Origin of the sequence: Streptomyces sp. NPDC059002 (assembly GCF_042740435.1) — a bacterium.
Lineage (GTDB): Bacteria > Actinomycetota > Actinomycetes > Streptomycetales > Streptomycetaceae > Streptomyces.
In genome coordinates this window covers 88,312-108,954 of sequence record NZ_JBHYJI010000026.1, presented here as the reverse complement: position 1 = coordinate 108,954, position 20,643 = coordinate 88,312, and the positions used below count along the sequence as shown (strand labels likewise).

Genomic DNA, 20,643 nt, shown 5'->3' with positions numbered 1-20,643 from the left:
GCTCACGCGGCGCAGCCCGCACATCGTCGGAGTGCTGCCCCAGGAGGCGCACTGCTTCCAGGACAGGGGCGAGGGCCGGCGCCTCGCCCGCGAGATGGCCGGCGGCGGCACCGCCGTGCTCGGCCAGGTGCTCGCGGGCACCGGCGGCGTCGGCAAGACCCAGCTCGCCGCCCGGTACGCCCGCGACCTGCTGCACCACCAGGAGATCGACCTGCTGCTGTGGATCACCGCGGTGAAGCGCAAGGCCGTCGTCGACGCGTACGCGCAGGCCGCCGAGGAGGTCCTCGGCATCGTGCACGCCGACTCCGAGCAGGCCGCCGCCCAGTTCCTCGCCTGGCTGCAGCCGCGCGGACCCGGCGCCGACGGGGAGCGGGGGCCCGGCTGGATGGTGGTGCTCGACGACCTGGCCGACCCCGTCGACCTGCTCGCCGACCCGGCCGTGCCGCACATCGGCCTGTGGCCGCCCGCCGGGCCGCACGGCAGGACCCTGGTGACCACGCGGCGCCGCGACGCCGTGCTGACCGGGCACGGGCACAACTGCATCGACGTCGGCCTGTTCGCCAGGGAGGAGTCCGTCGCATACCTCACGCAGGTGCTCGCGGGGGCGCGCCGCGGACCCGGCTGCGCGGCGCCGCGCGAGGACGACCATGACGCGTGCGTCGCCCTCCTCGCGGGGGACCTCGGGGATCTCCCGCTGGCCCTCTCGCAGGCCGCCGCCTACCTCCTGGAGACCGACTTGAGCTGCGCCGAGTACCGCGCGCTGCTCTCCGGCCGCACCCGGGCGCTCGACCGTCTCGTGCCCGACCGCGGCATGCTGCCCGACACACAGAGCGTCAGCGTGGCCGCGACCTGGTCGCTGTCCCTGGACCGCGCCGACCGGATGCGGCCGCGGGGCCTCGCGTCGCCCATGTTCGAACTCATCGCCCTGCTCGATCCCAGCGGCATCCCCGCGGCGGTCCTCACCGGAGAGGCCGCACGCTCCTATCTCGCCGGGCACCGCAGGCTCCTCGACGAGGAGCCGGGGACGGCCGGGGCCGCCGCGGCCGGCTCCGTGCACAGCCCTGTGGACGGCCGCGGCTCCGCGGTCGGCTCCGTGGTCGGCCCCGCGGATGGCTCCGTGGGCGACTCCGTGGACGAGGAGGACGCCGTCGACGCCCTGCGCGCCCTGCACCGCATGCACCTGATCGACTACACGCCCGGCGTCCCCCACCAGGCCGTCCGCGTCCACCAGCTCGTCCAGCGCAGCATCCGCGAGTCCCTCAAGCGCGACCGCCTCGAAGAGGCCGCCGACCTGGCCGCCGACGCCCTCGTGCTCGCCTGGCCCGAGGTGGAACGCGACACCGCGCTGAGCGGTGCCCTGCGCGCCAACGCCGACGCCCTGCGCCGCGTCGCCGAGCCCGTCCTGTGGGGCGAGCGGGCCCACAACGTGCTCTTCGTGACCGGCAGCAGCCTGACGGCGGCAGGCCGGTACGGCGACGCCAAGGACCACTTCCAGGCCCTCGCCGAACAGGCCGCCGAGCGTCTGGGGCCCGACCACCGCGACACCCTGGAGGCCCGGCTGCACCTGGCCGACCTGTGGGCGATGACGGGGCACCCGGGGGAGTCGCTCGTGGGGCTGCTCGCGGTGCTCGACGACTACGAACGGACCTGCGGGCCCGACGACATCGCCACGCTGCGGGCCCGCCACGAGGTCGCCCACTCGCGCGGGCTCATCGGGAACGTGTCCGGTGCCCTCGCGGACTTCGAGCGGCTCCTCGTCGACCTGCAGCGCGAGGTGGGCGACGACCAGCCGGAGACGCTCAGCGCCCGCGGCTTCCTCGCGCTGTGGTGGGGCGAGGCGGGCGACACGGCGGGAGCCATCGCCGCCCTCGAACAGCTCGTCGCCGACCGTGAGCGCGTCCTCGGCCGCGACCACCCCGAGCCGTTCCGGGCCCGCCACAACCTGGCCCGCTACCGGGGGCAGGCGGGCGACGCGCCGGGCGCCGTGGCCGCGTACGAGGAACTCCTCGCCGACCGCGAACGGGTGCTCGGGCCCGACCACACGGAGACGCTCGGCACCCGCGGCGAACTCGCCTACTGGCTGCGGGAGTCGGGCGACGGGCGGGCCTCGCTCCTGACCCTCGAAACGCTCATGGTCGACGTGGACCGGGTGCTCGGACCCGACCACATCGAGGCCCTCGCGATGCGCAGGAACCTCGCGTACGGCTGGCAGTACGTCGGCGACGAGGCGGGTGCCGTCCTCGCCTACCGGCAGCAGTACGACGACCTGCGACGCCTGTTCGGCCCGCACCACACCGAGACGGCGTCCGGTGCTGCCTATCTGGCGGCCGCACTGATCAGGCGGGGCCGGCAGTTCCTGCACGAGAGCAGGGAGCGGGCGCGCGAAGACGGAGCACGGAGCGACCACCGAAGGCCCCCGACACCCGACGCCGAACGGAGAACCGCCATGCCGGACGAGACAAGCCAGCCGCGACCCGCCTGGTTCGAGCAGGCGCTCGCCTGCTTCCACGAGGCCCGCGACCTGACCAACCCCGAGGATTCGCCGGGCGTCTACGGCGTCATCCTGCACGACATCGCGGACACCTACCGCGACGCCCGCGACCTCAAGGAGGCCGTCGAGCACTTCCGGCAGGCCGTCTCGTACAAGCGGCGCGCCGACAACCCGAGCGACCTCGCCACCACGATGACCGCGCTGGCCAACACCCTGGTCTCGATGGGCGAACCGGTCGAGGCGCGGGACGTCCTCGAACGGCTCGTCGCGCTGGCCTCCAGCATCACGGACGTGGAGCGGCGGGGCGCCGTCCTGCACAACGTGGGCCTCACCTACGAGGAGTTGGGCAACCTCGGCATCGAGGGCGCGTACGAGGAGAGCGTCGCCGCCTATCGGACCGTGCTCACCCTGATCGACGGCGAGGCCGACCCCGGCTGGTACGCCACCGTCCTCAAGGACATCGGCGACGCCTACGAGGCACAGGACCTCCTGGAGGAGGCGCACAGCTCGTACGAGGACGCCGTGCGGTACACCCGGCGCATCGAGGGCACGCCCACCTCGCTGATCACCGTGCTGATCGCGCTCGGCCGCATCAGCAGGCGGCTCGGCAAGCTGGAGGGCGAGTCGCTGGTGAACGGCGGCGCGGGCGTGGTCAACGGCGTGCGGATCGAGGACGCGAGGGCCGGAACACCCCCGGCGGACGCGGACGCACCCGTGGACTCGGTCCCGCCGTCGGCCCCGCAGGACGGCCGGGCTCAGCCGGACGCGCCATCGGACGGAATCCCACCACTGCCGGACACACCGCCGCGCGGCGAGGAGTCGTAGGGCCCCTCGGTCCGGTACGCGCCGGGGGTCGTGCCCGTCCAGCGTCGGAACGCCCGGTGGAAGGCCGTGTCCTCGGAGAAACCGAGCCGTGCCGCGAGCACGGCGATCGGCTCCCGGCCCTCCACCAGGCCCGCGATGGCCGCGTCACGCCGCACCACGTCCTTCAACTGCTGGTACGACGTGGCCTCCTGGGCCAGGCGGCGGCGCAGCGTCGCCGGGCTCACGGCGAGCCGCGCCGCGATCTCGCCGAGCGAGGGGAGGCGGGGCGAGACTCGCAGGGCACCGGCGAGCAGCCGCCCCACCTGCTCGGCGACGGTCGTGCCGTACTCGCGCCGGGTGAGCAGTTCGAAGGGCGCGCGGCGCAGCATCTCGTCGAGCGCCGCCTCGTCCCTGATCAGCGGCGCGTCCAGCCAGTGCGGCTCGAACCCGGCGCCGGTCCGCTCGGCGCCGAACCGCACCGGGCAGCCGAAGAGCAGCTCGTACTCGTCCTTGTGCGGGGGCGGCGGATGCCCGAACTCCGCCCAGCGCAGCGGGATGCGGCGGCCGATCAGCCAGCTGCACAGGCGGTGCCAGATGATGACGAGGCACTCGGCGAGGAAGTAGTCCCGTTCGAGGTCGTTGCGGACGCCGAACACCGCCTCGTCGGCGCCGCGTTCCAGGACGAGGTCGGGGCCGCCGGGGAACAGGCCGTAGAAGGTGACGCCGCGGCGCACCGCGGCATCGAGGTCACGGCAGCCGAGGGACGCCTGGCACATCATCGCGAAGGTCCCCGGCCTGCTGACCGCGGAGCCGAGGCCGAGGAACTCGTCCTGCGTCGCCCGGTACAACTCCCGGAAGAGCCGGGTGAATTGCGGGGCCGTGACCCGGGCCCTGTCGTCGCCGAGGAGCAGCGGCGGGATCTCCGCGCCCCGCAGCAGCGGCACGGTGTCCACGCCGCGCCGCTCGGCGCCGCGCAGCACGGCCCGCACATGGTGCACGGTGATCGTCCGCCTGGCCATGTCACGACGTTAGCTGAGCGCCCCGGTCAGCGGTGCTGACGTTTCCCGTCATCCCGGCGGCCCGGCGCGCTCCCTAGCGTCGTACGCATGCAGGAGACGCCCATGGGCGGCCCGCAGGGGCCGCCGCAGCCGCCCGAACTGCCCCCGAACCTCGCCCTGTTGGCGCAGTGGGCGGCCGCCCGGCACGGCGGGCTGCCCGCGCTGCGGTTCCGCGGCGGGGGGAGGCGAGAGGCGGGCGGCGGCGACGCGGCGTGGTCCGAACTCTCGTACACCGGACTGCGGGACGCCGCGCACCGCGTGGGCCGCGCCCTGATCGCGCTCGGCGTCCGCCCGGACGACCGTGTGGCGATCCTCGCCGAGACCCGCCCGGAATGGACCCGCACGCACTTCGGCATCCTCGCGGCGGGCGCGGTCGTGGTCCCCGTCTATCCGACGGCGGGCGACGAGGAGGTCGCGTGGGTCCTGTCGGACTCCGGCGCGTCGGTGGTGATCTGCGAGGACACCGCGCAGGCGGCGAAGGTCGAGCGGCTGCGGGGGCGGCTGCCGGGGGTGCGGCAGGTGGTCCTCATGGACTTCGCGGGCTCCGGGGACGTCAGGGGGGAGGGGCGGGCCGAACTCGGCCCTGAAGAAGACCTGTTGGCGCGGGCCGAACTCGGCTCCGAGGAAGACCTGTTGGCGCGGGCTGAACTCCCCTCCGAAGAAGACCTGTTGGCGCGGGCCGCAGCGCGTCGCCCCGGCGACCTGGCCACCATCATCTACACCTCCGGCACCACCGGCCTCCCCAAGGGCTGTCTGCTCACCCACGGGAATCTGCTCGCCGTGCAGCGCGCCACTCTGCCGCTCATCGACGGCGGGCCCGGCGACTCGACGTATCTCTATCTGCCGCTCGCCCATCTCCTCGCCCAGCTCATCGAGTTCACGGCGCTCATCGAGGGCGGTGTGCTCACGTTCTACGGCGGGCGCGTCGAGGACGTCGTCGCCGAACTCGCCGAGGCGCGGCCCACCCATCTGCCGTCCGTGCCCCGGCTTTTCGAGAAGGTGCGGTCCGTCGTGCTGTCCCTCGCCGAGGCGCAGGAGGGCGGCAGGGAACGGTTCGACGAGGCCGTCCGGATCGGGGTGCTGGCCGCCGACGGTGTGCTGCCGCCCGAGCTCCAGGACGCGTACGAGGCCGCCGACAAGGCCCTCTACGGCCTGGTCAGGCAGGCGCTCGGCGGCCGCGTCCGGTGGGCGCTGACCGGCGGCGCGCCCATCGCCCCCGACACCGTGGACTTCCTGCGGGCCTGCGGCATCGCGGTCTTCGAGGGGTACGGGATGACGGAGTCGGCCGGGGTCCTCACCCTCAACCACCCCGGGGCCGTGCGGTACGGCACGGTCGGCCGGCCCATCGACGGCGTCGAGCTGCGGATCGCGGACGACGGGGAGGTGCTCGCCCGGGGCGCCATGGTCTTCCCCGGCTACCACAACAACCCCGCGGCCACCCGCGACACCGTCGACGCCGACGGCTGGCTGCACACCGGCGACCTGGGGGCGCTCGACGAGGACGGCTTCCTCTCGATCACCGGCCGCAAGAAGGACCTCATCATCACGTCGGCGGGCAAGAACCTGACGCCGTCGCTGAGCGAACTCGCCCTGCAGAACTCGCGGTTCGTGTCCCGCGCGGTGCTGGTCGGGGACCGGCGCCCCTACCCGGTGGCGCTCATCACGCTGGACGACGAGGAGGTCACGGGATGGGCCGCGCGGGAGGGCGTGCCCCTGACGGCCGGGCCGCCGTCCCGCGATCCGCGTGTGCGGGCCCTGGTCCAGGAGGCCGTGGACGCCGTCAACGCCACCGTCTCGCGCCCCGCGAGGATCCGTGAATTCGCGGTGCTCGACGAGGACTTCACGGTGGCGGACGGGCTGCTCACGCCGAGCCTGAAGGTGCGCAGGAAGGCGGTGACGGAGCGGTACGCGGACGTGGTGGAGGCCCTCTACGCGCAGGGCCCCGACCCGGCTACCCGACCCCCGCGAGACGCAGCAGCGCCGTAGCCGCCGCCGCGCCCACCACGACCACCGCGAACGGCGCCCTGCGCCAGGCCAGCACCCCGCCGACGAGCACCCCGGCGGGCCTGGCCCATCCGGCGAACCCCTGCCCCTCGGTGAGCGCCCCCGTGGCGAGCAGCGCGACGAGCAGGACGGTGGCGCCCACGGTCAGCAACTCCTGGACCCGGACGGGAAGTTCGACGCGCCCGTGCAGCACGGGCCCGGCCAGACGGAAGGCATAGGTGCCCGCGGCGAGGGCGAGGACACAGGCGAGCGTGGCGTTCATGCGGCACTCCCGGAGGCGGCGGTACGGCGGGGTCGGCGGGGCCCGCGGCGCGCCACGAGCAGACCGAGCAGGGCGAGCAGCACGGGAACGCCCGCGGGCAGCAGCGGCGCCGCCACGACCGCGATCACCGCACCGGCCGCCGAGGCCCGCCGTGCCGCGCTGTCGGCGCGCAGCGCGGGAAGCACCAGGGCGAGCAGCACCGCGGGGAACGCCGCGTCGAGGCCGAACCGGTCCGTGTCGCCCAGCGCGGACCCGGCGAGCGCGCCCGCGAGCACGCTGAGGTTCCACGCCGCGAACAGGCCGATCCCGGATATCCAGAAGGCGGCCCTGCGCTGCCTGCGCCCGTTCTGGGCGAGCACGAACGCGGCCGTCTCGTCCGTGATGAGGTGCGCGCCGATCAGCCGCGCCGCCCAGGAGCGGCCGAGGTCGTCGGCGAGGGCCAGACTGAACGCCGCCGTACGGGAGTTGAGCAGCAGACCGGTCGCGGCTGCGGCCACCGGGCCGCCGCCCGCGGTGAGGATGCCGACCGCGCTGAACTGGGCGGAGCCCGCGTACACGAGCAGCGACATGAGCACGGGAACCCACAGGGGGAGCCCGCCCGCGACGGCGATCGCGCCGAAGGAGACGCCGACGACGGCGTCGGCGAGCCAGACGAGGGCGATGTCGCGCAGCACGCCGGGTGGCAGGTGGGCGATGCGGACGAGACCGGGTTCCGGCTCCCCGTCCGTTCGGCAGGATGGGCTGTCTGTTCGGTGTGGCGAACGCATGCGTCGTAGGATGGGTGGAGCGGGGCGCGTTCGTCAAGCCGAACGATCGGTCCCCTATGGCGAACGCACGGGGAGAGCTAGGAGCGAACGACGTGACGACTGACGGGCCCCGCATGCCCCGCGAGTGGGTCGCGGCGGCACTGCGCCGCGAGCGGACCAAGGCCGGGATCTCCCTCTCCGAGCTGGCCAAACGCGCCGGCATCGCGAAGTCCACGCTGTCCCAGCTGGAGGCGGCCACCGGCAACCCCGGCATCGAGACGCTGTGGTCCCTCGCCGTCGCCCTAGGCGTGCCGTTCAGCGTCCTCGTGGAATCACCCGCCCCCGCGGTGACCGTGATCCGCGCGGGCGAGGGCCCGACCATGCACGCCGAGAACTCCTCCTACGCGGGCACCCTGCTCTCCGCGGGCCCGACCGGCGTACGCCGCGACATCTACCACGGCGCGATGGACCCCGGCCCCGCCCGCGAGTCCGACCCGCACATCCCCGGCTCCGTGGAGCACCTGATCATCAGTACGGGGCGACTGCTCGCGGGCCCGCGGGGGGAGGCGGTGGAGCTGTCCCCCGGCGACTACATGTCCTACCGCGGAGACGTCCCCCACTCCTACGAGGCCCTGGAGCCGGGCACGACGTTCGTGATGGTCATGCAGCACGTCTGAGCCCGCGCCCCGTAAGGGGCGCGGGGAACTGCGCGACCAGCCCCCACTTGCCCGCAGGGACGAACCTCCCGAGCTCACCCCTTCCGAGGCCGTGAGGCCAGCAACTGCTCCCGCAACGCGGTCAGTTGATGCGAAGCGTCAACGGCCCGCGCCTCGTCCAGCGCGGTCAGCGCCAGCAGCACCGCGTCGGCGACGACCAACGCGGTGAGCGCCTCGGTCGTGATCCCGGTCGGCGTGTGCGGCGCGGTCAGCACCGCGTCCACCTGCCCCCCGTACAGCTCGGCGAGCTCGTCCGTGACGAGCACGACCCGCGCCCCCACGGAGCGCGCCCGGTCGATGAGTACGGACAGCTCGCTCAGTGCGCGCCCCGGCTGGAAGATGACCACCGCGTCGCCCTGGCGGATGCCGAGCAGCGCGTCGGCGAGCGCGAAGCCGGTCGCGCCGGCGTACCGGGCGCGGCGGCCGATCCTGCCGAGTGCCAACGCCAGGTGCCGGGCGGCGAGTTCGGAGGCGGCCACGCCGTAGCAGTGGATCTCGGCGGCCTCCGCGAGCGCCTCGACGGCCGTGCGCAGCGCGTCGTCGGGGGTGAGCCTGCGGGCGTGCTCGATGCGTTCCTGCGCCTCGTCGAAGACCTCGTCCCAGATGCCGCCGAGGTCGCGTCCGACATGCGCGATGCGCTGCTGGAGGCGGACCTCGGGCGCCACCGCGGAGGTGAATCCCGACGCCAACTCCCGCTTGAGCGCGGGCAGTCCGGCGTATCCGAGGCGCTGCAGGGCGCGCACGACCGTGGCGTTGCTGGTGCCGCTCGCCGAGCCGAGTTCCTGCGCGCTGGCGAACAGCAGGGACTCGGGCGGCGCGCTCGCCAGGTACTGGGCGACCGCCCGCTCCGACGCGGACAGGGTGTCCCACTGGTCGCGCACGGCGGAGCGCAGCCGCTCCAGGCCCTCTGTAATTTCCATTACGGCTATTGACTCTCGTGTGACGGCGGTTACTCTCCTGGGCAAAGCATTTCAAGAGGAGAGAATCTCGTAACCGACGTTACAGCACCCCTGTCGGCGCGGGACCTCTTCGCAGCTAGGAGAACCATGGCACCCCGCACCCTCCCCGTGATCGAGATCTCCGGTACGCCCGTCGACCGCGGCCGCCAGTACGGCGAGGCCGTCCGCCCCCAACTGCACGCCGCGCTCGGCTACTACGAGGAGGCGTTCGGCCGGTCCGCGGGCCTGACCTGGGACAGCGTCACCGCACGGGCCGCCCGCTGGCTCGACCCGGTCCGCGACCACGCGCCCGACCTCGTCGACGAGATGCGGGGCATAGCCGACGGCGCGGGCGTGACCCTGCTCGACGTCCTCGCGCTCAACGCCCGCGGCGAGGTCATCTACGACAAGTCGTTCGCCGAGATGGCGGCGGAATCCGGCACGGTGCCGGAAGAAGAACCCGCCGAGGGCTGCACCTCCTTCGCCGCCTACGGAGAGGCCAGCGGCGACGGCCACGTCTGGGCCGGACAGAACTGGGACTGGCGCGCCGGGGTCGCCGACACCGTCGTGATGCTGCGGATCGTGCAGCCGCCGAAACCCACCCTGATCATGCAGGTCGAGGCGGGACAGATCGGCCGCCAGGGCGCCAACTCCGCCGGGATCGCCCTCAACGCGAACGGCCTCGGCGGCCGCTTCAGCGACGCGGTCGGCCTGCCGCAGACCGTCGTACGCCGCAGTGTCCTCGATCAGCACACCATCACCGACGCCCTCGACGTGCTGTGCCGCACCCGCGCCCACATCGCCAGCAACGCCCTGCTGACCTGCCGCGAGGGCTTCGCCATCGACCTGGAGACGACACCCGCGGGGCACGGCTGGATGTACCCCACGGACGGCCTCCTCGTGCACGGCAACCACTACCAGGCGGGCATCCCCGCCGCGCTCGCCGGTACCTACCGCCCCATGTCGTCCGACTCCCTCGTCCGTGTCCCGCGCGCCGAACAGGGGCTGCGGGCCCTGCGCGACGCCACCGGACCCGATGCGTCGCGCAAGGTCATCAAGGAGGCGATGTCCGACCACCTGGGCCTGCCCGAGTCGCTGTGCACGCACCCCGACCCGCGCCGCCCCGCCGTCCGGCACTGGGCCACGCTCGTCTCCTCCTGCGTGGACCTGACCAGCGGCGACTACCACGTGACCGCGGGCACCCCGTGCGACCGCGACTACCAGCACCTGCCCTGGAACCTCTACGAAGGACCGTACGGAGACCACTCATGACCACCTCCCGGCGCGGACGGCGCGCGGTCCTGGCGGGCCTCGCCGCCACCACCCTGCTCGGCACGGCCTCGTGCAGCGGCGCCGACACGGCCGCCACCGGCGGCGCCCCCGCCGACGCCGCGAAGCTGAGGCTGACCGCCGCGACCCCGGCCGCCAAGGGGCACCAGGACAAGGCCGACTGGCTCCTCGAGGACGAGCCCGACTCGCTCGACCTCGACACCCAGGGCTCCAGCGCGGGCCGCGTCGTCCTGACCAACGTCTGCGAGCGGCTCTACCAGCTGCGGCCCGACATGACGGTGCGGCCCTTCCTCGCCGAGAAGGCCCGCACGCCCGACGACAGGACCCTCGTCCTGACCGTGCGCGACGGCGTCACCTTCCACGACGGCTCGAAGCTCACCGCCGACGACGTCCTGTGGAGCCTGCGGCGGCACGCCGACCCCGACATGGAACAGGCCGACGAGTTCGGCAACGTCCGCTCCATGAAGAAGACGGGCGCCCGCGAGATCACCATCCGCTTCAAGGCGCCCGACGCCCTGTTCACCAAGGCGCTCGCGGGCGACGCGGGCATCGTCTGGAACAAGGAGCAAGTCGTCGCGGCGGGCAAGGAGTTCGGCACCCCGGGCCAGGACGACGCCTGCTCGGGACCGTACGCCCTGCAGAGCTGGAAGTCCGGCGACTCCCTCACCATCAAGGCGTACGACACGTACTGGGGCACCAAGCCGCTCACCGACCGCGTCACCTTCCGCTGGGCCTCCGACAGCGCCCTGGTCAACGCGCTCAGGACCGGCGCGGCCGACGGCGCCTACGCCGAATCCCCCAACACCGCGTCCGCCCTGCGCGGCGCCAAGGGCCTCGACCAGTACTACGGCCCCTCCACGGCCTCCCTCGTCCTCATCCCCACCGCGCGCGGCGGCCTCGCGGAACCGCAGATCCGCCGCGCCCTCTCCCTCGCCGTGGACCGCACGGGCATCGCCAGGTCCGGCTACGGCGGCCTCGTCCAGCCCTGGGCCACACCCGTCGGATCCGGCGCGTGGGGCTACGAGAAGGGCCGATTCGCCGCCGCACAAAGGAAGTTGGACGCCGCCGCCCCTGCGTCCCCCACCGCCGACGACCTCGCCGAGGCCAAGCAGCTGGTGAAGTCCGCGGGCGCCCCGACCGACCCGATCGTCATCGGCACCGACAGCAGCCAGGGCCGCACCGTCGTCGCCAACGCCGTGCGCGCCGCCCTCCAGCGCATCGGCCTCAAGGGACAGATCAAGACCGTCCCCACCACCCAGTTCGAGGAGTTCTACAGCGACCCGCAGGCCCGCGCCGACATCGACGTCCTGGTCGGCGACTGGTACATCTCCAAGGCCGACCCCATGGGCTTCTACGACAACGGCCTCTCCGACTCCTCCAACAACTGGGTCGGCTTCAAGGACGCCACGTACGACAAGCTGGTCCGCGAGGCGCTCGGCACCCTCGACGACGCGAAGCGCGCCGCCCTCGCCGTCGACGTGCAGCGCCGCTTCTCGGACGCGGCCGTGTGGATCCCGCTCGCCCAGGTGCCCTCCGCGCTCGTCCTGAACGACCGCATGACGGGCCCGCCCGCGTCGCAGTCCTACCTCTACTACCCGTGGGCCGCCCGACTCGGCCTGAAGAAGGGCTAGGTGAGCGCCATGACGTCACTCGTCTCCCGGGTGTCCCGCCGCCTGCTCGGCCTGTTCGCCACGCTCTTCGCCGCGTCGTTCGTCATCTTCGCCGCCGTGTACGCGGCGCCCGGCGACCCCGCCGTGTTCCTCGCCGGAGGCCGCGACAAGCTGACCCCGGAACGGCTCGCCACCGTCCGCGCCCAGTACCACCTGGACGAGCCGCTGTTCGTCCAGTACGGGCGATGGCTGTGGGACTGCGTCCACCTCGACCTCGGCCGCTCCTTCAAATACAGCGACCAGGTTGCCGACCTGGTCGCGGCCCGCCTCCCGACCACGCTCCAACTCGTCGCGTACGCCACCGTGTTGTTCGTCGTCCTCGGCGTCGGCGCGGGCATCCTCGCCGCCGTGCAGCGGTCCACCTGGGTCGACTCGCTCGTCGTCGGCGGCACGACGCTCGCCGCGTCCGTGCCGTCCTTCGTCGCCGCCATCGCGCTCGTCTCGCTCTTCGGCGTCCAGCTCGGCTGGTTCCCGGTCACCGGCAGCGGCGAGGGCTTCACCGGAACGCTGCGCCATCTCACCCTGCCCGCCCTGTCGTTGGCGCTCGGCGCCCTCGCGATCATCAGCCGCGTCACCCGCCAGGCCATGGCGGACGCGGCGGCATCCGACCACGTGGAGGCCGCCCGCGCCTCCGGCGTCCCCGAGCGCGACATCATCCGCAGACACGTGCTGCGCAACGCCCTCGGACCGATCGTCACCATGTGCGGCCTGGTCATGGCGGGCATGCTCGCGGGCACCGTCGTCGTCGAGACCGCCTTCGGCATCAGCGGCATCGGCTCACTGCTCGTCGGCGCCATCAACACCCATGACTTCCCCGTCGCCCAGGCCGTCCTGCTCCTCATGGTCACCGGCTACATCGTGGTGACGACGCTGGTCGACGTGGTGCACCCGCTGCTCGACCCGCGCGTGAAGGAGGCCACCTCATGACGACGCCCGCGCTCGCCCTCGCGCCTTCGGCCGTACGCCGCCGACGCCCCGTCGGCGTCATGACCGCCGGAGGTCTCCTCGCCCTGGTGGTCATCGCCGCCGTGTGCGCCCCCCTCCTCGCGCCCTACGCCCCCGACGCCATCGACCTGTCGGCATCCCTGGTCGGCACCGGCGGCGACCACCTCCTCGGCACCGACTCCTCGGGCCAGGACCTCCTGTCCCGCGCCCTGTACGGGGCCCGCACCAGCCTGATCGCCCCGGTCCTGCTGCTCGCGGTGGCGGCGGTCCTCGGCGTCACGCTCGGCGTCCTCGCCGCCTGGCGCGGCGGCTGGGTCGACGCCCTGGTCGCACGCCTGACGGACGTGATGTACGCCTTCCCCGGCCTGCTGTTCACCGTCCTGATCATCGCCGTGTTCGGCGCGGGCATGACGACGTCCGTCCTCGCGCTCGGCCTCGCCTTCACCCCCACGATCGCCAAGTACACGCGCTCCCTGGCCCTTTCGGAGGCCCGCAAGCCGTACGTCGACGCCTACCGCGTACTCGGCATGGGCGGCGCCCGCATCTGCGCGGCCCACGTCGTACCGAACCTGGCCCGCGCCGTCCTCGGCTATCTGGTCGTCCTCTTCGGCGAGGCCCTGATGTCCCTGGCCACGCTCTCCTACCTCGGCTTCGGCGCCCAACCACCGTCCTCCGACTGGGGATTGATGGTGCAGGAGGGCCAGGCCGCCGTCGTCCAGGGCGCCCTGCTGCCCGCGATGGTCCCCGGCACGGCCATCGCCCTCGTCGTCGTGTCCTTCAACGTGGTCGGGGTCTGGGCCGCCGACCGGCTAGGGAGGCAGTGAACCCATGACGCTCCTCGACATCCAGGACCTCACCGTCCGCATCCCCGGCGCCGCGCGCCCCGTCCTCGACTCGGTCTCGCTGCACGTCGCCCCCGGCGAAGTCGTCGGCCTGGTCGGCGAATCGGGCTCCGGCAAGTCGACCACGGCCAAAGCCGCGATCGGCCTGCTCCCGCCGGGCGCGACGGCGACCGGCTCGGTCCGCTTCGCCTCCGACACCGACGTGCTCGCCCTCACCGGCGAACGCCTCCGCGCCCACCGCGCGGGCCCCGTCGCCATGGTCCACCAGGACCCGCGCGCCGCCCTCAACCCGGTCCGCCGCATCGGCGACTTCCTCAAGGAACGCGGCGCGACCCGCACCCGCGCGGCCGAACTCCTGGCAGCGGTGGGCCTGTCCTCTCCCGAACGCCGCCTGCGCCAGCGCCCGCACGAACTCTCCGGCGGCATGCTCCAACGCGTCGTCATCGCGGGCGCCCTGGCCGCCGAACCGCGCCTGCTCCTCGCCGACGAGGCCACGAGCGCCCTGGACGTCACCACCCAGGCGGAGATCCTCGCCCTCCTGCGCACCCTGCGCGCCACCCGCGACCTCGGCCTCCTCCTCATCACCCACGACCTGCACCTGGCAGCCGCGTACTGCGACCGCGTGTACGTCATGTACGCGGGCCGAGTGGTCGAATCCCGCACAGCCAGCGCCCTGTTCACGACCCCCGCCCACCCCTACACCCGCGGCCTCCTCTCCTGCTCCCCCACCCTCGGCACCTCCCGCCCCCTCCTCCCCATCCCGGGCCGCCCCCCGTCCCTGGCGGACACCTTCACGGGCTGCCCGTTCGTATCGAGGTGCGGGGAGGCGGAGGGGGCCTGCAAGACATGGACGCCGCAACGCTCGCTGCTGGAGGACGCGGGGACAGCGGAGTGCGCCGTTGTGGGCAGGCGTTCCGCACGGCCGAGTACCGCTAACGACAAGGCGAGCCACGCATGACCACAGACCTGCTGTCGGCAGAAGACCTCACCAAGACGTACCCCCTCCCCGGAGGAACCCGCCACACCGCCGCGGAGGCGGTCACCTTCACCGTCCCCCGGGGCGGAGCCCTGGGAATCGTCGGCGAATCCGGCTCGGGCAAAACCACCGTGGCAAGAATGCTCGTGGGCCTGGTCCGCCCCGACAGGGGCGAGATCCACATCGCGGGCCGCCGACGCGAAGCCCGTACGCCCAGAGGAAAGGCCGCCCGCCTGGCCCGAGCCAGGGAGATCCAGATGGTCTTCCAGGACCCGTACATCTCCCTGGACCCGAGGCTCACGGCCAGCCAGTGCGTACGCACGGCCCTGCGCCTGCACGGCAGGGAGGAGAGCCGGGCCGAGGCGCTCCTGGACCAGGTGGGCCTCGGCGCCAGGGAGGCGGGCGCCCGCCCGAGGGAACTCTCCGGCGGCCAGCGCCAACGCCTCGCGATAGCGAGATCACTCGCGGTGGACCCGCAGGTCCTCGTCCTGGACGAGGCCGTCGCCGCACTGGACGTGTCGATCCAGGCGCAGATCCTGAGGCTGCTCGACGAGATCCGCGGGGAGACCGGCGTGGCCCTGGTCTTCGTCAGCCACGACCTGGCGGTGGTGCAGCACGTCACGGACGAGGTCCTGGTGATGCGCAACGGCAGGGTGGTGGAGCAGGGCCCTACGGACGGCGTCCTGAGCGCACCGCAGGACCCGTACACGAAGCTGCTCCTCGCGTCGGTCCCCGGCGAAGGCTGGGACCCGTCAGCCGCGGCCCGGGCCCGCGCAGCGCTGACGCACTAGGCCCAGGGGCCGGAAAAGGCAGGAGCCCCGCTTCCCCCGCTCACGCGGAGGAGCAGGGCTCCTTGGGTACTGCATCCATGTCCGGATCAAGTCACCGGAGGAATCACACGCCCCACTCACGTGGGGCGTCCGATTACATCGGGGTGACGTTCTCCGCCTGCGGGCCCTTCGGACCCTGCGTCACGTCGAAGGAAACGGCCTGGTTCTCCTCAAGGGAGCGGAAGCCGTTCGCGTTGATCGCGGAGTAGTGGACGAAGACGTCCGGGCCGCCGCCTTCCTGGGCAATGAAGCCAAAGCCCTTTTCAGCGTTGAACCACTTCACGGTTCCGGTAGCCATAAGCCCTCCTTGGGCCAAAGGGTTGCCCTGCTCCAGAACCAGCGATTGTTTAAACAACTGCATAAGTCTGAAAACGACGAGAGCCCGCGGGGTCACATGCTCCGCAGGCTCTGTACTGCAAGGGAAACCAAACTGCAACTTGCGGCGAGCTTAGCACGCAGGCAGCCGAATGCAATAGGGGGCAAGATCACGTCACCCGGAGGTTTGACGAGGCTCCCGGCAGGGTTGACAGGATACTCCCGACAGGGTTGACACAGGCCTCACAGTGGGTCCTGCGGAGCGCACGAGGGCCCCGGCGCCCGCACCGTACCGCATGGGGGCTAGCCTCCCCGATGTGGACAATTCTCCCCTGGACGCCTTCGCGGGGGCAGGCGCCGAACAGCTGCCCAGTCCCCGTCGCACTTCTCGGCCGCGCGTCGGTCACATCCAGTTCCTGAACTGCCTGCCCCTGTACTGGGGCCTCGCGCGGACCGGGACGCTCCTCGACTTCGAGCTGACGAAGGACACCCCTGAGAAGCTCAGCGAGCAGCTGGTGCGGGGCGAGCTCGACATCGCGCCCGTCACGCTGGTCGAGTTCCTCAAGAACGCCGACGACCTCGTCGCCTTCCCCGATCTCGCGGTCGGCTGCGACGGGCCCGTGATGTCCTGCGTGATCGTCTCGCAGGTGCCGCTGGACCGGCTCGACGGCGCCAGGGTCGCGCTCGGCTCGACCTCCCGTACATCCGTGCGGCTCGCGCAGCTGCTGCTCGCCGAGCGGCACGGCGTACGGCCGGACTACTACACGTGCCCGCCCGACCTCGGCCTGATGATGCGCGAGGCGGACGCCGCCGTGCTGATCGGGGACGCGGCGCTGCGCGCGAACCTGATCGACGCGCCCAGGCTCGGCCTGGACGTGTACGACCTGGGCGAGATGTGGAAGGAGTGGACGGGCCTGCCGTTCGTCTTCGCCGTCTGGGCGGCCCGGCGCGACTACGTGGCGCGCGAGCCGGACGTGGTGCGCGAGGTGCACAAGGCGTTCCTGTCCTCCCGCGACCTCTCCCTGGAGGAGGTCACCAAGGTCGCCGAGCAGGCCGCGCGCTGGGAGTCCTTCGACGCCGGCGTCCTGGAGCGGTACTTCACGACGCTCGACTTCCGCTTCGGCGGCGCGCAGCTGGAGGGCGTCACCGAGTTCGCCCGCAGGGTCGGCCCGACGACGGGCTTCCCCGCGGACGTACGGGTGGAGCTGCTGGGGTCGTAGCCCTCAGTTGCTCGGGATCGGCGCCTGCATGTGCTTGCTGATCCACTGGATGGGGCCATCGGCCATGGCGGGGACGTAGCTGCGCGCGTTGTGGCCGCCGCCCTGGATGACGTTGAGTTGCGTCTTCACGGGGCCCTTGCCGTACTTCTTCATGAAGGAGCGCAGGTTCGCCTGGCCGGACTCCTCCGTGCCGATCTGGAAGGCGATGTCGACCTCGGGTCCCCTGCGGTTGATGAGGTGCCGGGCCAGCTTCTCCGGGTTGTTGGCCTGGCGCTCCTTCTCGTGTCCCGCCCAGAGCGGGGAGTCGGGGACGGTGTCGGGGCCGCTCGCGATCACCGCGCGGAACTTCTCCGGGTGCTTCAGGACCGACTTCAGGCCGACGAAGCCGCCGGACGACGAACCCATGAAGGCCCAGCCGTCACGGGACTTGAACGTACGGAAATTGGCCTTGACGAAATCGGGGACGTCGTCCGTCATCCACGTGCCCATTTTCGGCTGGCCCGGAATATCGCTGCCGTCGTAATAGTTCTTTGCGTCCGGATTGAGTACGGGCATCACCACGATGAACGGCAGGCTCTTGCCTTCCTTCGACCACTTGGTGATGGAGCTCTGCAGCTTGAGGTCGGTGCCCATCCAGTAATTGTTCGGGTAGCCGTTGCCGCCGGGCAGGGCTATCAGCACGGGGAAGCCGCTGTGGGCGTACTTCGGGTCGAAGTACTGCTTGGGGGCCCAGACCCACACCTTGCCGGTGAATCCGGACTTCTTCCCCTTGAGCGTCGTCACGCCGATCTTGGTGCCGTCGTCGAGGGTGTTTTCCGTGGTGAACTCCGACCGCGGGCCCGTGGGCAGCCGCGTCTTGTCGGCCACGGCGCCCTTCGCCTGCCGGGCGCCGTCCGACGTCTTCGGGTTGTCGAAGGTGACCGGTTCGCCCTTGTCGGAGGAGCAGGCCGAAAGGAGCAGCGCCGAGGTCAGGGCGGCGGCTGTCGCGGCGAGGACGGTGGCGGACGGGCGGCGGCGGTTCATGGGGACCTCGGAGCGGGGACGTAGAAGGGCAATGCGGTCATTTACTCCCGTGTAGAGGGGAATGCGGGCCCGGCCGTTCCCTCGACGGCCGGAAGTGCCCCCTCCTTTCCTCATTCATTGCCCGGGCCCCCACTACGCTGATCGGCAGTGGTATGGCGCGCGAGGTGTCGGACGGCGCGCCTGGGGGAGGCCAACGTCATGCATCCGCTCGAAGCCGACGAACCCACCGTGATCGGGCCCTACCGGCTGCTCGGCCGGCTCGGTTCGGGCGGGATGGGCCGGGTCTATCTGGGGCGCAGCGAGGGCGGCCGCACCGTCGCCGTCAAGGTCGTCCATCCGCACTTCGCGCTCGACGAGGAGTTCCGCGCCCGCTTCCGCCGCGAGGTCGACGCGGCCAGGCGGGTCGGCGGCGACTGGACCGCGCCGGTGCTCGACGCGGACCCGGACGCGTCCGTGCCCTGGGTGGCCACGGGGTACGCGGCCGGGCCCTCGCTCACGGAGGCGGTGCGCGATGCCGCGCCGCTGCCCGAGCACTCCGTACGCGTCCTGGGGGCGGGCCTCGCCGAGGCGCTGGCGCACGTCCACGGCCTGGGGCTCGTGCACCGCGACGTGAAGCCGTCGAACGTCCTGCTCACCCTCGACGGGCCCCGACTGATCGACTTCGGCATCGCCCGGGCCACGGACGGCACCGCCTCGCTCACCTCCACCGGCGTTTCCATCGGCTCGCCCGGCTATATGTCGCCCGAGCAGATCCTCGGCAAGGGCGTCACGGGCGCGGCGGACGTCTTCTCGCTCGGCGCCGTCCTCGTCTACGCGGCGACCGGCGCATCGCCCTTCACCGGCGACTCGTCGGCGGCGCTGCTCTACAAGGTCGTGCACGAACAGCCCGAACTGGGCGCGCTGGGCGGCGAGATGAGAGAGGTGGCCGCGGCCTGCCTCGCCAAGGACCCGGGGGAACGGCCCACCCCGCAGGAGATCGCCCGCCGGCTCGCCCCGGAGGGCGCGGCGCCGCTGGTGGCCGCCGGGTGGCTGCCGGGGCCCGTGGTGGAGCGGGTGAGCCGCAGCGCGGTGCGGATCCTGGACATGGATACGGGGGCCGGGGCGGGGGCCGCCGCCGCGGGCGCGGAGGCGCTGCGCTCGGGGCCCGTGGCGTTCAACTCGCCTTCGGTGAACGGCGTGTTCGGTCCCGCTGACCCTTCGTACGCCGAGGTGCCGCAGCGCGAGGTGCCGCATCAGCGGGACGCTCGGCCCCCGCAGCCCGCAGGGATCGAGCAGCGGCCCGCCGATGCCAAGCCCGCCAAGCCGCCCGGCAAGCTCTCCGTCTCCGTGGCCGCGACCTCCGCGCCCGAAGGGCCGAACGGGCGCGGCCGCAAGGTGAGTTGTACCGTCGCGCTCGCCGTGGCGGGCGCGCTGGCCGCCGTCACCGTCGGCTCGGTGTTCGTGTTCGGGATGCTGCCGGACGACGACAACTCCTCGAAGGACCAGGGCGCGCGGCCCCCGGCGGCCACCGGCGGGCCCAGCAGCGGGGCGGACGACGCGGACGGCGCCGTCCCCAAGGTCTACCTCGGCAAGTGGAGCGGCGAGGCCGACGCGAACGGCGGCCAGGTCCCGCTCGGCACCTTCGAGGTCACCCTGCGCCAGGCGAAGGCGGGGGAGCGGGTCGGCACCGTCGTGCAGCACGATCCGATCGGCAACACCTGCACGGACGTACTCACCCTGAAGTCGGCCTCCAAGAAGGAGCTCGTGGCGACCGGCAAGGGGGCCCAGGGCAACGGCGGGCAGTGCGCGCAGACCGCGCACACGGTCTATCTGCGCCCGGCGGGCAAGGCCCTCCAGTACACCTCGGACGACCCGGACGCGGGCGACCCGAGGGCGCGGCTGGCCAGGCTGGAGTGAGCGCGCGGGCGGCTCAGTCCGCGCGCCGCCGCCTGACGTACCGGTGGACGAGCCAGCAGCCCACCGCCGAGCCGACCAGCGCGGCGGTGCCCGGCAGGCCCAGGTAGGGGTACTGCTCGTGCACCCAGCACGGCTCGCCGTGGCTGTAGCAGTCGAAGTCCCGGTTGCGGCGGGGCCTGAACGCCCCGAGGCAGATCAGCAGGAGCAGACAGGAGAGCGCCGCACCGGGCAGCGCGGCGGCCGCGCGGGCGAGCGAACGGGCCTTGTCCGCCTTCCAGTCGATCCCCTTCAGGGGGGCGGCGATCGCGACGACGGCGGGCGGCGCGAGCAGCCCCGTGGTCACCGAGAAGCCGTAGCCGCCGCCCGGCCAGGCCGGTGCGAGGTCTCCCCACAGCGTCTCGCCCCAGGCCATGTCGGCCAGGGCGAACACGGCGACCGTGGCGAGCACGGCGAGGAAGACGAGGACGCCGAAGAGCTTGTCGTAGAGCCTCCTGCCCCACGGCTCGCGGCGCGCCTCCGCCTGCTCCCTGGTCCGCGCCCCCGGCACATGGTCGTACCGCAGCGCGGGCCCTGCGGCGCGCCGCCGGGTCCTCCTCGTCGAACCCCCCATGCTCCGC

18 protein-coding genes are annotated in these 20,643 nt (G+C 72.7%); 11 read left to right on the top strand and 7 right to left on the bottom strand.

All coding sequences use genetic code 11. The annotated features are described in order from the left end of the window. Positions 1-31: 31 nt before the first annotated feature. On the top strand, positions 32-3,316 hold the full coding sequence (locus ACFWZ2_RS23640; protein ID WP_384548694.1) for a tetratricopeptide repeat protein: 3,285 nt from the start codon (positions 32-34) through the stop codon (positions 3,314-3,316). On the opposite strand, the gene ACFWZ2_RS23635 is transcribed toward ACFWZ2_RS23640, so the two are convergent. Further along, the gene (locus ACFWZ2_RS23635; RefSeq protein ID WP_384548692.1) at positions 3,247-4,314 is read right to left on the bottom strand and encodes an AraC family transcriptional regulator; all 1,068 of its coding nucleotides are present in this window, start codon (positions 4,312-4,314) and stop codon (positions 3,247-3,249) included. The two genes, ACFWZ2_RS23640 and ACFWZ2_RS23635, sit on opposite strands and share 70 nt — an antisense overlap. An 87-nt stretch (positions 4,315-4,401) precedes the next feature. On the opposite strand from ACFWZ2_RS23635, the gene ACFWZ2_RS23630 reads away from it, so the two are divergent. After that, the gene (locus tag ACFWZ2_RS23630) at positions 4,402-6,339 is read left to right on the top strand and encodes an AMP-dependent synthetase/ligase (RefSeq protein WP_384548690.1); all 1,938 of its coding nucleotides are present in this window, start codon (positions 4,402-4,404) and stop codon (positions 6,337-6,339) included. Here ACFWZ2_RS23630 and ACFWZ2_RS23625 read toward each other — a convergent pair. Together ACFWZ2_RS23625 and ACFWZ2_RS23620 are read right to left on the bottom strand one after the other, a co-directional pair. Beyond that, a complete protein-coding gene (locus ACFWZ2_RS23625) occupies positions 6,305-6,619 on the bottom strand; it encodes an AzlD domain-containing protein (RefSeq protein ID WP_384548688.1) in 315 nt (104 codons plus the stop codon). The two genes, ACFWZ2_RS23630 and ACFWZ2_RS23625, sit on opposite strands and share 35 nt — an antisense overlap. After that, positions 6,616-7,386: an AzlC family ABC transporter permease gene (locus ACFWZ2_RS23620; RefSeq protein WP_384548686.1), complete on the bottom strand. Its 771-nt coding sequence runs from the start codon at positions 7,384-7,386 to the stop codon at positions 6,616-6,618. The genes ACFWZ2_RS23625 and ACFWZ2_RS23620 overlap by 4 nt, the downstream gene beginning before the upstream one ends. Before the next feature lie 113 nt (positions 7,387-7,499). Between ACFWZ2_RS23620 and ACFWZ2_RS23615 the strand changes: the two genes are divergently transcribed. Continuing rightward, entirely contained in the window at positions 7,500-8,042 is a 543-nt protein-coding gene (locus ACFWZ2_RS23615) for a helix-turn-helix domain-containing protein (RefSeq protein ID WP_384548724.1), read from the top strand. 74 nt (positions 8,043-8,116) lie between these two features. Here the strand turns inward: ACFWZ2_RS23615 and ACFWZ2_RS23610 are convergent, their stop codons facing one another. After that, positions 8,117-9,001 carry a MurR/RpiR family transcriptional regulator gene (locus ACFWZ2_RS23610; protein WP_384548684.1) on the bottom strand — a complete coding sequence of 295 codons (885 nt, stop codon included), beginning with the start codon at positions 8,999-9,001 and terminating at the stop codon, positions 8,117-8,119. A 126-nt stretch (positions 9,002-9,127) separates the two neighbouring features. On the opposite strand from ACFWZ2_RS23610, the gene ACFWZ2_RS23605 reads away from it, so the two are divergent. Genes ACFWZ2_RS23605 through ACFWZ2_RS23580 form a run of 6 tightly spaced genes read left to right on the top strand, consistent with a single transcriptional unit; the run spans position 9,128 to position 15,533 of the window. Then, the gene (locus ACFWZ2_RS23605; protein ID WP_384548682.1) at positions 9,128-10,291 is read left to right on the top strand and encodes a C45 family autoproteolytic acyltransferase/hydolase; all 1,164 of its coding nucleotides are present in this window, start codon (positions 9,128-9,130) and stop codon (positions 10,289-10,291) included. Then, entirely contained in the window at positions 10,288-11,940 is a 1,653-nt protein-coding gene (locus ACFWZ2_RS23600) for an ABC transporter substrate-binding protein (protein WP_384548680.1), read from the top strand. Before ACFWZ2_RS23605 ends, ACFWZ2_RS23600 begins: the two co-directional genes overlap by 4 nt. 9 nt (positions 11,941-11,949) lie before the next feature. Beyond that, positions 11,950-12,906 (top strand): ABC transporter permease, encoded by a 957-nt coding sequence (locus ACFWZ2_RS23595; protein ID WP_384548678.1) that lies wholly within the window; start codon positions 11,950-11,952, stop codon positions 12,904-12,906. Continuing rightward, entirely contained in the window at positions 12,903-13,748 is an 846-nt protein-coding gene (locus ACFWZ2_RS23590) for an ABC transporter permease (RefSeq protein WP_384548676.1), read from the top strand. Before ACFWZ2_RS23595 ends, ACFWZ2_RS23590 begins: the two co-directional genes overlap by 4 nt. 4 nt (positions 13,749-13,752) lie before the next feature. Further along, the gene (locus ACFWZ2_RS23585) at positions 13,753-14,724 is read left to right on the top strand and encodes an ABC transporter ATP-binding protein (protein WP_384548674.1); all 972 of its coding nucleotides are present in this window, start codon (positions 13,753-13,755) and stop codon (positions 14,722-14,724) included. Further along, on the top strand, positions 14,721-15,533 hold the full coding sequence (locus tag ACFWZ2_RS23580; protein ID WP_384548672.1) for an ABC transporter ATP-binding protein: 813 nt from the start codon (positions 14,721-14,723) through the stop codon (positions 15,531-15,533). The genes ACFWZ2_RS23585 and ACFWZ2_RS23580 overlap by 4 nt, the downstream gene beginning before the upstream one ends. Positions 15,534-15,666: 133 nt before the next feature. Here ACFWZ2_RS23580 and ACFWZ2_RS23575 read toward each other — a convergent pair whose 3' ends face one another. After that, the gene (locus ACFWZ2_RS23575; protein ID WP_006138897.1) at positions 15,667-15,870 is read right to left on the bottom strand and encodes a cold-shock protein; all 204 of its coding nucleotides are present in this window, start codon (positions 15,868-15,870) and stop codon (positions 15,667-15,669) included. 334 nt (positions 15,871-16,204) lie between these two features. Here ACFWZ2_RS23575 and ACFWZ2_RS23570 point away from each other — a divergent pair, with 334 nt between their 5' ends. Then, entirely contained in the window at positions 16,205-17,107 is a 903-nt protein-coding gene (locus tag ACFWZ2_RS23570) for a menaquinone biosynthetic enzyme MqnA/MqnD family protein (protein ID WP_384548670.1), read from the top strand. Positions 17,108-17,110: 3 nt separating this feature from the next. On the opposite strand, the gene ACFWZ2_RS23565 is transcribed toward ACFWZ2_RS23570, so the two are convergent. Further along, positions 17,111-18,130: an alpha/beta hydrolase gene (locus tag ACFWZ2_RS23565; RefSeq protein WP_384548668.1), complete on the bottom strand. Its 1,020-nt coding sequence runs from the start codon at positions 18,128-18,130 to the stop codon at positions 17,111-17,113. Between the two features lie 198 nt (positions 18,131-18,328). On the opposite strand from ACFWZ2_RS23565, the gene ACFWZ2_RS23560 reads away from it, so the two are divergent. Then, positions 18,329-20,026: a serine/threonine-protein kinase gene (locus tag ACFWZ2_RS23560; RefSeq protein WP_384548666.1), complete on the top strand. Its 1,698-nt coding sequence runs from the start codon at positions 18,329-18,331 to the stop codon at positions 20,024-20,026. Between the two features lie 13 nt (positions 20,027-20,039). Here the strand turns inward: ACFWZ2_RS23560 and ACFWZ2_RS23555 are convergent, their stop codons facing one another. Continuing rightward, the gene (locus ACFWZ2_RS23555; RefSeq protein WP_384548664.1) at positions 20,040-20,636 is read right to left on the bottom strand and encodes a hypothetical protein; all 597 of its coding nucleotides are present in this window, start codon (positions 20,634-20,636) and stop codon (positions 20,040-20,042) included. Positions 20,637-20,643 lie beyond the last annotated feature (7 nt).